A 15,758-nucleotide genomic window follows, 5' to 3' on the forward strand; every position below is an offset into this window, starting at 1 on the left:
CTGGACGTCAAGTGTGCCAGAGATGCACCGCGCTTGCTGCTGTGACTTAGAGTGGCTAACAGAACCTGGCGAGCAGTCGTCAGGTGGGTGTGGACGGCGCGCTCGGAAGCGGCGTGTACGCGTGGTACATGCCGCACCGAGCACCGGCCGCGCCCGACTGGCGGTGGGCACAGTCGGTTTGTTAGCTGCTCTTAGAACCGGTAGACGTACGCCGCGCCGTAGACCAGCGGGTCGATGTTGACCGTGCCGATGCGGGTGCCGTTGAGGCGTGCTTCGCTGTCGATGTCGATCCAGCGTGCATTGACGCGCAGCGCGCCACGCTCGCTGAGCTTGAAGTCCAGCCCGGCGTGCAGGGCCAGGCCCCACGAATCGTCCAGTTCCAGCTGGCTGCCGGCCAACGCGCCGCGGGTGTCGGTGCTGAAGAACCGCGTGTAATTGATGCCGGCTCCGACGAACGGCGACACCTTGCCCTGGCTGTTGAAGTGGTACTGCAGCGACACTACCGGCGGCAGATGCTTGGTGCTACCGACGCGGCCCAGCCCACGCAGAGCGATGTCGTGCTCGAACGGCAGCGCTGCCAGTACCTCGATGCCCAGGTTGTCGGCGATGAAGTACTCCGCGGTAAAGGTCGGTTTGATGTCCTTGCCCACGTCCGCTTCGAGCGTGCCGCCGACCAGGCGGCCATTGTCGGATTTAGGAGCAACCTGGTGCGCGCCGACGGCAACGGTCCAGTCGCCTTTGGATTGAGCCAGTGCGGGGACGCTGGCAAGGCTGGCGGCCAGGCCGGCGAGCAGAAGGGTAGAGCGCATACGCATAGAGATTCTCGTTGTGTGCAGGGGTTGGACGAAGTCTTGTAGGTTTGCGCGGCTGCCGCCTTGATCCTGATCAAACCAAGGCCACTACGCGCCGGGGCATCGCGATGCGGGTGGTCATGCGTGGACTGCAGCGTCGCTGCGCAATGGCAGCAGCGCAGCGCACCGTGGCGGTCATCGCATGCAGGTCGCAGGTCGGATGTGCAATGCGCTGCGGGCCGCGCCACCGTCGGCGGGGGAGGTGTGCCGACGGTGGCGCTCGGGAGGCCGCAGACAGCGGGCGGCGTACTCCGAGGCGCCCGCATTTACTTGGCCTTGGCGACCTGCGGCGCATCCACTTCCGGCATCGCCGAGCTGTGGTGGTTGATGATCAACCACTTGCCGTCGCGCTTCTCGTAGACGAAGGTGTAGCGCGCCTGCACATCGCTCTTCTTGCCGCTCTTGTCGGTCNACTTCCGGCATCGCCGAGCTGTGGTGGTTGATGATCAACCACTTGCCGTCGCGCTTCTCGTAGACGAAGGTGTAGCGCGCCTGCACATCGCTCTTCTTGCCGCTCTTGTCGGTCAGCGTGAAGGTGTAGACGCCGGCATCCACCGCGCTGTCGTCATCGAGCACGCGCACGGTGCGGTAATTGATCACGCCCTTGGGCTTTTTGGTCAGGAACATTTCGAAGTAGTTTTCGATCTGCTCGCGCGAGGCGCGCACTTCGTTGGAGACCGTCGGCAGCAGCACGCCGTCCGGCGCGTACAGATCGGCCACCTTGTGCGGGTTNTAGTTTTCGATCTGCTCGCGCGAGGCGCGCACTTCGTTGGAGACCGTCGGCAGCAGCACGCCGTCCGGCGCGTACAGATCGGCCACCTTGTGCGGGTTGCCTGTCGCCAGTGCAGCGTTCCAGGTGTCGAACAGTGCGGCGACTTCACGTGCTTCACCGTCGACGGGCAGCGCTGCCTTTTCGGTGTAATGCATCACGCCAGCGGCCAGCGCCGGGGTGGCAGCCAGAGCCAAAGCCAGAGAGAACAGGGTGCGACGCATGGAAATCTCCGTGTAGTTGATTGGGTGCCTCAGCAGGCAGAGCCAGTATCGAAATCCACGGAGCGCCGAAATGCTGCTGTTCGGCATATGCATGAATACGCTTTTCGGCGTATTTAGTTGAATTGTAAGTATTTGGAAAATAAAGAGTATGCATTGATCCGGTGCGTTGGATGGCGCTTGGCCCCGATGACGCGATTTGCGCGTGGGACGCTCCAGGGGTGGTGCAGTGGACAATGTCGGCGAGCAAGTCGCGACATCAAGCGCAACGCAGAACGCCGTGCGCCGGCGTCCGCCGAACTGGACAAGGGGCACCGCGGACGGGTTGAAGGCAGGCAATGACCGATCCCGAACCCCCGCCCACACGCAACAGCACGGCCGTCCAGGGAGGACGCTGTTAGAATGTCAGCCCCTTTCCATCCGCCGCGCTGTCGCGGCCGCAGGAGCTAGTGAACATGGCAATCAAGGTTGGCATCAACGGATTCGGTCGCATCGGACGCAACGTGCTGCGCTCTGCGGTGCAGAACTTCGCCAATGACATCGAGATCGTGGCCATCAATGACCTGCTCGAGCCCGACTACCTGGCCTACATGCTGCAGTACGACTCGGTGCACGGCCGCTTCAAGGCCGAGGTGTCGGTCGACGGCAACACCCTGATCGTCAACGGCAAGAAGATCCGCCTGACCCAGGAGCGCGACCCGGCCAACCTCAAGTGGGATGCCGTGGGCGCCGACGTGGTGATCGAATCCACCGGCCTGTTCCTGACCAAGGAAACCGCGCAGAAGCATATCGACGCAGGCGCCAAGAAGGTGATCCTCTCGGCTCCGTCCAAGGACGACACACCGATGTTCGTCTACGGCGTCAACGACAAGACCTACAAGGGTGAGGCGATCGTTTCCAACGCCTCGTGCACCACCAACTGCCTGGCGCCGTTGGCCAAGGTCATCAACGACAAGTGGGGCATCAAGCGCGGCCTGATGACCACCGTGCACGCGGCCACGGCCACGCAGAAGACCGTGGACGGCCCGTCGAACAAAGACTGGCGCGGCGGCCGCGGCATTCTGGAAAACATCATTCCGTCCTCCACCGGCGCTGCCAAGGCTGTGGGCGTGGTGATTCCCGAGCTCAACAAGAAGCTCACCGGCATGAGCTTCCGCGTGCCGACCTCGGATGTCTCGGTGGTCGACCTCACGGTCGAACTGGAAAAGCCGGCCACCTACGCCGAGATCTGCGCCGAAGTGAAGGCACAGAGCGAAGGCGCGCTGAAGGGCATCCTGGGTTACACCGAAGACAAGGTCGTGGCCACCGATTTCCGCGGCGAGACCTGCACCTCGGTGTTCGACGCCGACGCTGGCATCGCGCTGGACTCGACGTTCGTCAAGCTGGTGTCCTGGTACGACAACGAGTGGGGCTACTCCAACAAGTGCCTGGAAATGGTGCGTGTTGTTGCGAAGTAAGTTCTGACGTCGTGCAAAAAACCCCGGTTAGTCCGGGGTTTTTTTATGGGCGTTTCGCTCGTTCCGGTGGCAGGGCCGGTCGGGCGTGGATGTAAAGCCGTAGGTGTCCCCGAGACGTGTTGTCCGCCCCATGGCATGCGCAAGCTGCGCGACTGGCTTTACTGCAAGATGCAGGCACCTGGTACGCGAGCCGCTTGCTTTACCGTCCAGGTCGTCTTGGGCACAGCGTCTTGTCGTGCGCTTATGCGTGGCGATGCCGACTTTCGTGCGTACGCCGAGTAGCATGGCGGCGCTAGAGTCGGCCGGATGCCGGCTAGGGGATAGGCGTTGGAAACGATAATCGTGCTGGTGGCCCTGGTGCTGCTCGCAGTGCCGGTGGGCGTTGTGATCGCGCTGGTGTGGATTGCCGGGCTGCGGCGGCGGGTGGATGCGCTGGAGCAGCGGCTTGCGTACTGGCAGGCGGGGAATGCGCCTGCGGATGCGGCAGCGCGTGCGGCCGAGAGGCAGGCCTCTGCGCCGACGGACGCATGGGCGCAGCCGGGCGACACGTCCGCATTGAACACCTCCACTTCCGACGCGGCGGTGCCTGACGCATTCGATTTTCCGAGTGCGTCGAGTCGCATTTCGCCGTCTGCGTCTGTGATGCAGACGCCACCAACACTGCCCGCAGACGCGCCTGCAGCGTCGGTAACCAGTCCAACAGCGGAAGATGCGCCTGCGTCCGGCTGGCAAGCGCAATCGTCGCCGTCGGAGCCGCAAGGACTGCCACAGCAAGCGCAGGAATTGCCTGCGCTGCCAGTGCAACCGGACCCGATCACGCGCGCCATCGGCGCGGTGAAGCGCTGGTTTACCGAAGGCAATGTGCCGGTCAAGGTCGGCATGCTGGTGTTGCTGGCCGGCGTGGCGTCGTTGTTGAAGTACGCCAGCGATCAGGGCTGGATGCGCATGCCGGTCGAGCTGCGGTTGGCCGGCATCAGCGTGCTGGCGCTGGCCGGTCTGGTATTCGGCTGGAAGCAGCGGTTGCAGCGGCCCGGGTTTGCGTTGGCGTTGCAGGGCGGTGCGATCGGCGGCTTGTTGCTGACGGTGTTTGCGGCATTCAAGTTGTACAGCTTGCTGGGCGCCGGCCTGGCGATGGGCATCAGCGTGGTGCTGATTGCCGGCATGTGCGTGCTGGCGGTGGTGCAGGACTCGCGCACGTTGGCTGTGTTGGGTGTGTTGGCCGGGTTTCTTGCGCCAATCTGGCTGTCCACCGGCAGCGGCAATCATGTCGGGCTGTTTTCGTATTACGCCTTGCTCAACGCCGGCATCGTGGCGATAGCGTGGACGCGGCCGTGGCGGGTGCTCAACCTGCTTGGATTCGCCTTTACCTTCGGCATCGGCACGCTGTGGGGCGCGCTGCAGTACACCCCTGCAAAATTCGCCAGCACCGAGCCGTTCTTGTTGCTGTTCTTCGCCATGTATGTCGCGATTCCGGTGCTGCATGCGCGACGCGGCGACGGCAGTGCGGGCAAGCTCATCGATGGCAGCCTGTTGTTCGGCACGCCTTTGGTCGCCTTTGCGTTGCAGGCGCGTTTGCTGGAAGGCGATCGCCTGCCATTAGCGTTGTGCGCCGTCGCCGTGGCGGCGTTGTATGCAGGTCTTGCGAGCTGGTTGCTGCGGCGTGCCTCCACACGTTTGCTGGGCCAGGCGCACGCCATGCTGGCCGTCGGCTTTGCGACGCTGGCAGTGCCGTTGGCGTTGTCGGCGCGTGCCACCGCCAGCGTGTTCGCGCTGGAAGGCGTGGGGTTGTTGTGGCTGGGCCTGCGTCAGCAGCGACGCATCTCGCAGATCAGCGGTGTGGCCTTGCAGCTGCTTGCGGCGGTGGGCGTGGCCTTCGGTGTGGATGCGTGGCGCTACGACAGCGTGGCGGTGGCCAATGCCACCTGCATGAGCAGCTTGCTGATCGCCATTGCCGGCTGGGCCAGTGCCTGGTTCCTGCGCGATGCGGGTTATCGGCGGAGCGCGCTGGTGGCGTATCTGTGGGGGCTGGGCTGGTGGACCATGTGCGGGGTACACGAAATCCTGCGCTTTGCCGGCGATCTGCGCAGCGAGCCGGATCTGCTGCTGGGCTTCGTCGCGTTCAGCGTGTGGCTGGCGGCCGAGGTGCACCGCCGTCGCCCTGCCGCTGCATTGGTGTGGACGGTCATGGCGGGTCTGGCGCTGGCCGCGCCGTTGGCGCTGTGGCAGAACCATGCGCATACGCAGCCCTTCGCGCATTGGGGTGCTCTGGCCTGGCTGGCGTTTGCGCTGGCAGGCACGCGGGCGTTGTGGTGCCTGCGGATGCAGCCTGGCGCAGGCGCCGTGGTCGCGCAGTTCATCTGGTGGCTGTTATGGCCGTCGGTGGTGTCGTTGGGTGCGGCTTGGCTGGCCGATGCGTTTGCCCTTGCCAACGGCTGGCGCTGCGCCTTGCTGGCGGTGCCGTGGCTTGCCGTGGCGACCGTGGGCTTGCTGCGCTGGCCGTGGCTGACCTGGCCGCAGGGGGCGCGCTTCGACCCTGCGCGCACCGGGTTGCTGAGCTGCGTGTTCGCGGTGTTGGGTATCGGTTGGCTGCTCGCATTGCTGGATCCGGTCAGCGCCGCGCCGCTGCCCTGGGTGCCATTGCTCAATCCGGCCGAACTGGCGCAGCTGGCGGTGCTCGCCTTGGTCGCGCGCTGGGCGTGGTCGACGGACGCGCCGGCGATCCTGCAAGGTCGGCGCGTCACTGCGCTCGGTGTGCTGGGCTGGGTGTTGATCACCGGCAGCACCTTGCACAGCGTGCATCACTGGGGCGATGTGCCGTGGAATGCCGCGTTGGTGGGCGCGACGGTGTCGCAGACCAGCCTGACCATCGTCTGGAGCGTGCTGGGTGTGCTGGGTTGGGTGGTGGGCTCGCGTCGCGGGCAGCGCGGACTGTGGCTGGGCGGTGCCTTGTTGATGGGCCTGGTGCTGGCCAAGCTGGTGCTGGTCGATCGCCAGCACCTGGGCAATCTGCTCGGCATCGGCTCGTTCATGGCCTACGGCCTGTTGTGTACGGTGGTGGGGTATCTGGCGCCGGCGCCGCCGCGTCCGGCGATTGAAGAGCGCGCTGTCGACGACGATGGCGCGGCAAAGGATCAGGCATGAGTACGAAACATTGGGGATGGGTGCTGCTGGTGCCGCTGATGGCGCAGGCGGCCGATGTGCGGCAGGACTATCGGCAGCAGTGGTCGCTGCAGGTGGCCGGCTCCGACGCCGGTATGTATCAGCTGACCTTGAACGAAGCGGTCTATCGCAGCGCAGTCGATGCGGAATTAGGCGATGTCACGGTGATCGACGCGCGTGGCGAAGAGATGCCCACCGCGCCGCTGCCCGTCGCCGCTGTGCCATCCGCATCGCGTCGGCAGCGGTTGCCGTTGTTCGCATTGCCTGAAGGCGCTGCGCCGGCCAACGGCGATCTGCAGTTGATCGCCGAGCGCGATGCCAGCGGGGCAGTGCGGCGGCTGGAAGGCCGCTTTGCAACCGGTGCACCCGCAGCGCCCGGCGTCGGTGGCAGCTGGTTGATCGACGCCAGCGCATTACGCGATCGCCCGCGTGCGTTGTTGCTGGACTGGGAGGGCAATACGCCGGTGCAGGCGCAGCTGCGTGTGGAGGGCAGCGACGATCTGCGCGACTGGCGTGTGCTCGCTTCCGATGCAACAGTCATGGCCTTGGACAATCAGGCGCAGCGGCTGCAGCAACGCCGCATTGCGCTAGACGACGGCGCAAAGTACCTGCGCATCGTGCCGGTATCGGGCAGCTTGCCGACGCTGCGTGCGGTTGATGCGGAAGTGGATGGCGTTGTCGCGCCCACCCAACTGTCCTGGCTGGACTTGCAGGGCACTGCCCAGGACACCGGCGTGACCTATGTCGTGCCGGGTCGCTTCCCGATCACGCAGCTGGATGTGGGCGGCGGTCTGGCCGAAGCGGTGGAATGGATCGTGGAAAGCCGCGATGCCGACGACGCACCGTGGTCGCGTCGCGCCGGGCCATGGTTGGCGTATCGGCTTGGCAATGGCGCCTCGCCACCGCAGCTGTTGTCCGCACTCGTGCGCGATCGTCAGTGGCGATTGGTGGCTGCCCAGGGCCGCAGCACCGCGGTGCCGACCTTGCGCGCGGGGTATCAGCCGGAGCGATTGATGTTTCTTGCGCAGGGGCAGCCGCCGTATGCGCTCGTCGCTGGCAGCGCGCGCGTGCAACGTGGCGACGCGCCATTGGCCTCGATGCTGCAGGCGCTGCGGCAGGAGCGCGGGATGCAGTGGCAGCCCGTGCAGGCCAGCATGGCCGCGCAGGCACAGTCGCTTGCCGGCGATGCGGCACTGCAGCCGGCCGCCACGCCGCGCGACTGGAAACAATGGCTGCTCTGGGCGCTGCTGGTCGGTGGCGCCTTGCTGGTGGGCGGTTTCGCGGTCAGTCTGCTGCGCAAATCCGGTACGGACCGGCCGCTGTAACGCCGCGCTGTCGCGCTGTCGCCAGCGGTGTGCAGGTGATGCGGGTTTGCCGCTTTGCTGCGAAGGCCGGACAATGGGTATCCCCCGTCGCCGAGGCAGCCGCATTGCCCGTCGTGTTCGACCGATCACAGTTGGCGCCATCCGCATGTGCGGCAGCGCCCGTCCAGCGCACTGCCTTGTTGCGGTACGGCGCGCCGATCCCGACTCCTGATGACCCAATCCCCGCCGCCAAGGCGGTCGCATTGCCCGTCGTCTCCGGTCGACTGCCGTTCGTGTCGGCCGCAGTTGCAATGGCGGCATCTTTGCAAGGCGCTGCCCCGTCAAGGCGGCGCAGTAGCGTGATTTCCTCCGCGCACAGAGCGTGCACGCACGCGTCCAACGCAGGCGCGGCGCCGTGTACCAATCCCCGATTCCCTAATCTCCAGACTTAGCGAGCCAAGCCCATGTCCATTGTCCGTATGACCGACCTCGATCTCTCCGGCAAGCGCGTGCTGATCCGCCAGGATCTCAACGTGCCGATCGACAACGGCCAGATCACCTCCGAGCAGCGCATCACCGCTTCGGTGCCCACCCTCAAGCTGGCGCTGGAAAAAGGCGCGGCGGTGATGGTCACCTCGCACCTGGGCCGCCCGAAGGAAGGCAGCTGGAGCGAAGACGATTCACTGGCGCCGGTCGCCGCGCGGCTGACCACCTTGCTGGGTGTCGAAGTCACCCTGGTGCGCGACTGGGTCGACGGTGTGGAGGTCGCGCCGGGCCAGGTGGTGTTGCTGGAAAATTGCCGCATGAATGTCGGCGAGGGCAAGGACGACGAGACCCTGGCACGCAAATATGCCGCGCTGTGCGATGTGTTCGTCATGGATGCCTTTGGCACCGCGCATCGTGCGCAGGCGTCCACGCATGGTGTGATCCGCTTCGCGCCGGTGGCCGCCGGTGGCCCGCTGCTGATGGCCGAACTCGATGCGCTGGCCAAGGCGCTGGATAACCCGGCCAAGCCGCTGCTGGCGATCGTGGCCGGCAGCAAGGTCTCGACCAAGCTGGAGCTGCTCTCCAACCTGGTCAACAAGGTCGACCAGCTGATCGTCGGTGGCGGTATCGCCAACACCTTCATCGCCGCTGCCGGGTATGCGGTGGGCAAGTCCTTGAACGAGCCGGATCTGATTCCGACCGCCAACCAGATCGTGGCCGATGCCAAAACGCGCGGCGCCGAGATTCCGCTGCCCACCGACGTGGTTGTCGCCAAGCAGTTCCTGCCCGATGCGCAAGCCACGGTGAAGTCGCTCGATGCCGTCGAGGCGGACGATCTGATTCTCGACATCGGCCCGCAGACTGCGCAGCACTATGCCGAGATGATCGCCAATGCCGGCACGGTGGTGTGGAACGGCCCGGTCGGTGTGTTCGAATTCGAGCCCTTCAGCCACGGCACCGAAACCCTGGCACGCGCGATCGCCGCATCCAAGGCGTTTTCCATCGCCGGTGGCGGCGACACCCTGGCGGCCGTGGACAAGTACGACATCGCCAAGGACGTGACCTACATCTCCACCGGTGGCGGTGCGTTCCTGGAATTTCTGGAAGGCAAAACCTTGCCGGCGGTGGCCGCACTCGAGGCCCGCGGCAAGTGAGTGCAGCCACGCTGTTCTTCGATCTGGACGGCACGCTGGTGGATTCGGAACCGGGCATCGTCGCCAGCATCGTGCATGCCTTCGATGCCGTGGGCCAGCCGCGTCCATCGGCGCAGACCTTGCGTGCCTGGATCGGCCCGCCGTTGCGCGACAGCTTTACCGAGTGTTTTCCGCAGGACCCGGAGCTGGTGCAGCGCGCGCTGGGCCTCTACCGCGAGCGCTACGACGCGGTGGGCTGGACCGAACTCAGCGTGTTCGATGGCATCGGCGAGGTGGTCACCGGCCTGCAACGCGCCGGCCATCGCCTGGCCGTGGTCACCTCCAAGAACGAGCGTTACGCACGCCGCATCGTCGAGCACCTGCCGTTTGGTGCGTGCTTCGAGAATGTGATCGGTGCCAGCGAAGATGGCGAACGCCGCTTCAAGCCGGACCTGATCGCCGAAGCATTGCGCCGCCTTGAGATCGACAAGGCCGGCTGCGTGATGATCGGCGACCGTCGCATGGATATCGATGGCGCCAATCACCACGGTATCCACAGCATCGGTGTGCTGTGGGGCTTCGGCGACGAGGCCGAACTGCGCACCGCAGGTGCCGGCGCGATTGCACACACCCCGGCGCAACTGACCCAGTTGATCCACGCGTGAGCGCTGCGCATCGGCGGTGGCGCTCGCTTGGTCGCCGCCGGCGCGCTGCGCAACGTGATGCAACAGATTGCTCTTCACTGCCACCGGGTTAGGGTGGCGACCGCATCGCGTTGCCCGGTGCAACGCGTGCGTAAACGGACGTACTGTCCCGCACTGTCTGTAAGACATGCCGGAATAAGAGGGTGGCTATGCCGCAATGCCATCCTCGGTACGTGACGTGTGTGTTAAGTTTCGCGGCTTTTACAGGGAGGCCATCATGAAAGAACGTCAACGCCGCACCAAGATCCTCGCCACCCTCGGACCGGCAACGGACGCGCCCGGTGTGCTGGACGCTTTGTTCAAGGCGGGCGTCAACGTGGTGCGCCTCAACTTCAGCCACGGCGACCCGTCGGGCCAGGCCAAGCGCGCCGCCGAAGTGCGTGCCGCCGCTGCGCGCGCCGGTGCCGAAGTGGGCATCCTGGCCGACCTGCCGGGCCCGAAGATCCGTATCGAGCGCTTTGCCGAAGGCAAGATCAAGCTGACCATGGGCGCGCGCTTCGATCTGGTGGCCGATGTCAATGCGCCGGCCGGCGACCAGAATCAGGTGGGCGTGAGCTACCTGGGTCTGCCGCAGGACGTGGTGGCCGGCGACGTGCTGCTGCTCGACGACGGCCTGGTGCAGTTGCAGGTCACCGACGTGCAAGGCGCGCGCATCGTCACCACCGTGCTCAACGATGGTGTGCTGTCCGACCGCAAGGGCTTGAACAAGCAGGGCGGCGGCCTGTCGCTGGGCGCGCTGACCGAGCGCGACAAGGAGCTGATCGGCATCGTCGCCAAGATCGGCGTGGACTTCATCGCGGTGTCGTTCTGCCGCAATGCGCAGGACATGCACGACGCGCGTCAGATCGCCCAGCAGCACGGCTGCGATGCGCAGCTGGTGTCCAAGATCGAGCGCACCGAAGCGATCGAAAATCTGGTCGAAATCGTCGAAGCCTCTGACGTGGTGATGGTGGCGCGCGGCGATCTGGGCGTGGAAATCGGCGACGCCGAATTGCCCGGTCTGCAGAAGAAGATCATTCGCGAGTCGCTGGCGCAGAACAAGGTGGTGATCACTGCCACGCAGATGCTGCAGTCGATGGTCGAAAGCCCGATCCCGACCCGCGCCGAAGTGCTGGACGTGGCCAACGCGGTCATCGACGGTACCGACGCGGTGATGTTGTCGGCCGAAACCGCCGCCGGCGCCTATCCGGTGCGCGCGGTGGAAGCGATGGCACGTATCTGCCTGGGCGCCGAGCACCAGTTCGAATTCGATACCGACTTCGAAGCGGCGCAACGCAACCTGCAGCGCGCCGATCAGGCGATCGCCATGGCGACCATGTTCCTTTCCGAGCACATCGGTCTGGGCGGCGTGGTGGCGTTGACCGAATCCGGCGGCACGCCGCGCTTCCTGTCGCGCTTCCGCTCCAACATGCCGATCTACGCCTTCACCCGTCACGATGGCGCGCGTCGCCAGATGGCGATGATGCGCGGCGTGTTCCCGATCAGCTTCGACAGCCGCGGCCTGACCCCGCGCGAAGCCGCACGTGCGGCCATCCGCCTGCTGGTGGAAAACGAGCGCATGGGCCCGGGCGACCGCGTGGTGTTCACCAGCGGCGAGCACATGGAAATGCACGGCGCCACCAACACGCTGCGTCTGCTGGAAGTGGGCGAAGACGGCCGCGCCACCGGTCTGGGCGAGCTGTAACGCACTGCCGGCCATTCGCGGATGTCGATTGACGTCCGCGGCGGGTTGAACAGCGCGCATCCTGCACAGCTGCGGCCTTCGGGTCGCCGTTGTGCTGTGTGCGGTTCGGTGCGTCGGGCGTCGTGGCATTCGGCATGCACCGACCGTGCGCTGTCTGGCGTCCGCACCGCTGGTGCGTTGCATGTCGCTCACCACATCACGCATTCCATCGTGCATGGCGTGATTCAACAGGCCTGGATCGTCGGTGGCATCTGCTTGGCTGCCATCGCGCTCCAAGTGGCGGCGATGCTGCCGACAAAGCTGCTGTCGCGCGGCACGTCTTCCTGGGGACACGACCTGCGCCCGTCCACGTGTTGACGTGATCGATCGACGCGGCAACTGCGATGCCCTCAGGTTCTGCGCACACAGTGGGGCATGCAGATCTACCGCTACACGCGCGCTGCTAGGGTGATCGCAGCGCATGTGCAGACCTTTTTGCAGCATCGCGCGCTGGCATGCAGACGTTGCGTCCGCATGCGCTTGTGCAAGCGTTGGCAACCACACACCACAGCGATGGCGCCTTGTGCAGCGCGATGCGAGCGGCGCCACACATCCTGTCACGCAGGCAAGGTGTAATCGGTTGCAGGCATTCCGTGAAGGAATGTGTACGACTTTCGTCGCTATACTTTCGTCCTCCCCCGCAGCTGCCACAGGAACTACATGAGCATCGAACAGCTTGCCGAAACCGCCCAGGCCATGGTCGCCCCGGGCAAGGGCATCATCGCCATCGACGAGTCGACCAGCACAATCGCAAAGCGTTTTGCCAGCGTCGGCATCGAGAACATCGAAGAAAACCGCCGCGCTTACCGCGAACTGCTGCTGACCACGCCCAAGCTGAGCGATTACATCTCCGGCGCCATCCTGTTCGACGAGACCATCCGTCAGAAGACCAAGGACGGTGTGCCGTTCGCCAAGTACATGGCCGAGCACGGCATCATCCCGGGCATCAAGGTCGACAAGGGCGCGCAGCCGCTGGCCGGCATGCCGGGCGAACTGGTCACCGAAGGTCTGGACGGCCTGCGTGCACGTCTGGAGGAGTACTACACGCTGGGCGCGCGTTTCGCCAAGTGGCGTGCGGTCATCAACATCGGCGAAGACATTCCGTCCGGCACCTGCATCGAGGCCAACTCGCATGCGCTGGCGCGTTACGCCGCGCTGTGCCAGGAGCAGGGCCTGGTGCCGATGGTGGAGCCGGAAGTGATCATGGACGGCAGCCACGACATCGAGACCTGCTACGAAGTGACCGAAGCCACGCTGCGTTCGCTGTTTGGCGCGCTGTATGAGCAGAACGTCGTGCTCGAAGGCACCATCCTGAAGGCCTCGATGGTCATTTCCGGCAAGGGCTGCGAAGAGCAGGCCAGCGTCGAGGAAGTGGCCGAGTCCACCGTGATGTGCCTGAAGTCGACCGTGCCGGCGATCCTGCCGGGCATCGTGTTCCTGTCCGGCGGCCAGACCGATGAGCAGTCCACCGCGCACCTCAACGAAATGCACCAGCTCGGCAATCTGCCGTGGCCGCTGAGCTTCTCCTACGGCCGCGCGATGCAGCAGGCCGCACTGAAGCTGTGGGCCAAGGACATGACCGGCAACTTCGCCAAGGCGCAGCAGATCATCTATGAGCGCGCCAAGGAAAACGGCCTGGCGGCACTGGGCAAGTGGAAGGGCTGATCGAGTGATGGCGGCCGCAAGGCTGCATCGCCGGTAAGACCAAAGCGCCGGCAGCGATGCCGGCGTTTTTTATTGGGTGTCGACGTGCGGGTTGACTGCGCCCAGGTGCGGACCAGCTCGGCGCAACGCAGCCGCAACGCACGAAACACTGCGCCTTCGCCGGGCGGGTATGACCGGCCGGTGCCTGGATCGGCATGCACCGATGCGGGCACCGTAGTTCCTCGGCGCTGTGCGCACTTGCCTGACGCCTTCTCCGTTTGTCAGCCGCTCCTGGTGCGATCGGGCGAGCTAAGGCTGTGCATCAGGACTGCTGCACAGTAGTGGCGCGGTTGAAAGACGACGACGGGATTCCACTGACCGAAACGCAACGAGCGCCTTGCGGCGCTCGTCAGTGCAACCTGCATTGCGTAGCGATCAGGCGGCCGCGGTGTCCTGCGTTGCCAGTGCCTGCTGATACGCCTTGTAGGTCGCCTCGTTATAGGCCACCAGCACGATGTGCTTGGGCACCTTGTGCGAACGCTGCCAGTCACGGGTTTCGGTCACGGCAATCCGTGCGGCCTGGTACAGCGGGTAACCGTAGATGCCGCAGCTGATGGCCGGGAACGCGATCGAATGCAGCATCATTTGCTCGGCAAGTTTGAGCGACTGCCAATAACAGTTGGCCAGTTGCTCCGGCTCGTTGTGCTTGCCGTCGCGCCAAACCGGGCCCACGGTATGAAACACATGGCGCGCCTTCAGATCGAAGCCTTCGGTGATGCGGATTTCGCCGGTGGGGCAGCGTACGCCTGGGCGCACCTGCGGCAGCGCTTCACAAGCGTGCAGCAGACGTGGGCCAGCAGCACGATGGATGGCGCCATCGACGCCGCCGCCACCCAGCAGTGATTCGTTTGCGGCGTTGACGATGACGTCAACGTCGAGTTCGGTGATGTCGCCTTGCCAGACTTCGATTCTCATAGCGCGATAGTTATGGGATTTGAATGATGAACGCGTGATGGGGTCAGGCGTTGCGGAGCCACACGCTAGGGCCCATTCATCTCACACGCTGCGACAACCCACGACGGTGCCGGAGGCGCAGCAAAAGATCAGCCAGAATCGGGTTTTCGGACGAAACAGTCGCGGCAACGATTGGAAGAATTTATCGCTGGCGGCAGGGAGTTACCGGCGCCCCTGCCTGCCAAACCGCCGCCGCATTGCGCGACGCGGCGCGGCCCGCGCGTTGCGCGTCAGAGCCAGCGGCGGACGCGCGTGCAGTACGCGGTGTAGGCGCGGCCGAATTCGGCGCGCAGGCGGCCTTCTTCGAACGGGATCAGGTAGAACTGCAGCGCCAGCCACGGCAGCGGCAGCAACAGCACGCCCCATAGATAGCCCATCTGCACGGTCAGGCCCAGATAGCTCAGGATCAGGGCCAGATACATCGGATTACGGGTGAAGCGGTACGGGCCGGTCAGGACCAGCTGCGAGGGATGGCCGCTGGGCAGGATGGTGGTGCGGCGGCGCGCGAACAGCACAAAGCAATTGATGGCCAGGGCCAAGCCCAGGCAGGCGACGATGCCGCCAAGCAGTTCGATCCAGGCCAACAGGTCTGGCGGCGGCAAGGGCAGATCGAACCGCCGTTGCAGCCAGGCGCCCAGGGCCAGCGTCGCAGCGAAGTGCACGGGCGACGTGATCTTCACCAGCCACGGCGCGCGTGCGCTGCGTGTGCCGCCGTGCCCATACGATTGCTTGCTCACCACACTCTCCCTGCAGAACGGCGGACATCCTAACGTTTCCTTGACAAGGAGGGGAGTGCATCCATCGCAATGCAATGTGTCGCGGGGGAACGGGATAGGGCCGGAGACTTGGGGAGCCGGAAAGCGCGTTTCCGTCGCGGCGCGGTACGGTTGTGCGCTCTTTACTAGGAGTTGAGCGCTGCTCGTATGACGTGCACGCGCAATGCAGCGTCTTCAATCAGGTGAGGCCATGTTGCGGCGATCAATCAGCGGGCGCGTCGCGTTTTTTGATTGCGTTGCCCGCCATCAGGGTGTGGCGGCGGTCACTCGCGGTACGGCGCCGATGCGGCGGGCTGCGTGTGGCTGGCGGCGACGCGAACGCACTGCGGTGCTTGCCTGATGTGTTGTTCCCGGTTCGGCTGTGATTGTCTTTGCCGAAAGGCGCACGCAATCAGGTGCGCTGGGCGCTGTTGCCATGGTGCGATTACTTCGGTAACCGTGCCGCCCAGCATGGGTTTCGCAATGCACTGCTGGGTGCTCAATCGCAATGGCGATCCGGCTGTGCTCAGTCCGCTGC

General features: G+C 65.1%; 11 protein-coding genes, 1 other RNA gene and 2 pseudogenes. 7 read left to right on the plus strand and 7 right to left on the minus strand.

Features of this window, described 5'->3' with window-relative positions:
* Positions 1–53: 53 nt before the first annotated feature.
* From ASF90_RS21925 to ASF90_RS24210, 5 genes and pseudogenes are all read right to left on the minus strand, one after another.
* A non-coding RNA gene (locus tag ASF90_RS21925) (sX9 sRNA) lies at positions 54–130 on the minus strand.
* A gap of 61 nt (positions 131–191) precedes the next feature.
* Positions 192–815, minus strand: coding sequence for an OmpW family outer membrane protein (locus tag ASF90_RS09110; protein WP_055848732.1), 624 nt, complete (start codon positions 813–815; stop codon positions 192–194).
* A 302-nt stretch (positions 816–1,117) separates the two neighbouring features.
* Positions 1,118–1,262: nuclear transport factor 2 family protein (locus ASF90_RS23850; RefSeq protein ID WP_168371663.1), on the minus strand; the 145-nt coding region annotated here is incomplete at its 5' end.
* A gap of 1 nt (position 1,263) precedes the next feature.
* Positions 1,264–1,583 (minus strand): annotated as a pseudogene (locus ASF90_RS24205) (SgcJ/EcaC family oxidoreductase); the annotation flags it as partial.
* Between the two features lies 1 nt (position 1,584).
* Positions 1,585–1,844, minus strand: a pseudogene (locus tag ASF90_RS24210) (SgcJ/EcaC family oxidoreductase); the annotation flags it as partial.
* 452 nt (positions 1,845–2,296) lie between these two features.
* Between ASF90_RS24210 and gap the strand changes: the two are divergent.
* From gap to ASF90_RS09155, 7 genes are all read left to right on the plus strand, one after another.
* Positions 2,297–3,298: a type I glyceraldehyde-3-phosphate dehydrogenase gene (gene gap / locus ASF90_RS09120; RefSeq protein WP_005988872.1), complete on the plus strand. Its 1,002-nt coding sequence runs from the start codon at positions 2,297–2,299 to the stop codon at positions 3,296–3,298.
* Positions 3,299–3,625: 327 nt separating this feature from the next.
* On the plus strand, positions 3,626–6,439 hold the full coding sequence (locus ASF90_RS09125; RefSeq protein WP_055848735.1) for a DUF2339 domain-containing protein: 2,814 nt from the start codon (positions 3,626–3,628) through the stop codon (positions 6,437–6,439).
* Complete coding sequence (locus ASF90_RS09130) at positions 6,436–7,782, plus strand: DUF3999 domain-containing protein (protein WP_055848738.1); 1,347 nt, start codon at positions 6,436–6,438, stop codon at positions 7,780–7,782. Before ASF90_RS09125 ends, ASF90_RS09130 begins: the two co-directional genes overlap by 4 nt.
* Before the next feature lie 443 nt (positions 7,783–8,225).
* A complete protein-coding gene (locus ASF90_RS09135) occupies positions 8,226–9,401 on the plus strand; it encodes a phosphoglycerate kinase (protein WP_055848740.1) in 1,176 nt (391 codons plus the stop codon).
* The gene (locus ASF90_RS09140) at positions 9,398–10,045 is read left to right on the plus strand and encodes an HAD family hydrolase (protein ID WP_055848743.1); all 648 of its coding nucleotides are present in this window, start codon (positions 9,398–9,400) and stop codon (positions 10,043–10,045) included. Before ASF90_RS09135 ends, ASF90_RS09140 begins: the two co-directional genes overlap by 4 nt.
* 256 nt (positions 10,046–10,301) lie before the next feature.
* Entirely contained in the window at positions 10,302–11,768 is a 1,467-nt protein-coding gene (pyk, locus tag ASF90_RS09145; RefSeq protein ID WP_055848745.1) for a pyruvate kinase, read from the plus strand.
* A 699-nt stretch (positions 11,769–12,467) separates the two neighbouring features.
* Positions 12,468–13,472 (plus strand): class I fructose-bisphosphate aldolase, encoded by a 1,005-nt coding sequence (locus tag ASF90_RS09155; protein ID WP_055848751.1) that lies wholly within the window; start codon positions 12,468–12,470, stop codon positions 13,470–13,472.
* Between the two features lie 414 nt (positions 13,473–13,886).
* On the opposite strand, the gene ASF90_RS09160 is transcribed toward ASF90_RS09155, so the two are convergent.
* Together ASF90_RS09160 and ASF90_RS09165 are read right to left on the minus strand one after the other, a co-directional pair.
* Positions 13,887–14,426 (minus strand): O-acetyl-ADP-ribose deacetylase, encoded by a 540-nt coding sequence (locus ASF90_RS09160; protein WP_055848754.1) that lies wholly within the window; start codon positions 14,424–14,426, stop codon positions 13,887–13,889.
* A 269-nt stretch (positions 14,427–14,695) separates the two neighbouring features.
* Positions 14,696–15,202: an isoprenylcysteine carboxylmethyltransferase family protein gene (locus ASF90_RS09165; protein ID WP_055850303.1), complete on the minus strand. Its 507-nt coding sequence runs from the start codon at positions 15,200–15,202 to the stop codon at positions 14,696–14,698.
* Positions 15,203–15,758 lie beyond the last annotated feature (556 nt).

Source organism: Xanthomonas sp. Leaf148 (assembly GCF_001423585.1).
Classification (GTDB): domain Bacteria; phylum Pseudomonadota; class Gammaproteobacteria; order Xanthomonadales; family Xanthomonadaceae; genus Xanthomonas.

Bases quoted from the DNA above. Each gene is read 5' to 3' on its own strand.
- ASF90_RS09110 (WP_055848732.1), bottom strand. From the start codon at position 815: ATGCGTATGCGCTCTACCCTTCTGCTCGCCGGCCTGGCCGCCAGCCTT.
- gap (WP_005988872.1), top strand. From the start codon at position 2,297: ATGGCAATCAAGGTTGGCATCAACGGATTCGGTCGCATCGGACGCAAC.
- ASF90_RS09130 (WP_055848738.1), top strand. From the start codon at position 6,436: ATGAGTACGAAACATTGGGGATGGGTGCTGCTGGTGCCGCTGATGGCG.
- ASF90_RS09135 (WP_055848740.1), top strand. From the start codon at position 8,226: ATGTCCATTGTCCGTATGACCGACCTCGATCTCTCCGGCAAGCGCGTG.
- pyk (WP_055848745.1), top strand. From the start codon at position 10,302: ATGAAAGAACGTCAACGCCGCACCAAGATCCTCGCCACCCTCGGACCG.
- ASF90_RS09155 (WP_055848751.1), top strand. From the start codon at position 12,468: ATGAGCATCGAACAGCTTGCCGAAACCGCCCAGGCCATGGTCGCCCCG.
- ASF90_RS09160 (WP_055848754.1), bottom strand. From the start codon at position 14,426: ATGAGAATCGAAGTCTGGCAAGGCGACATCACCGAACTCGACGTTGAC.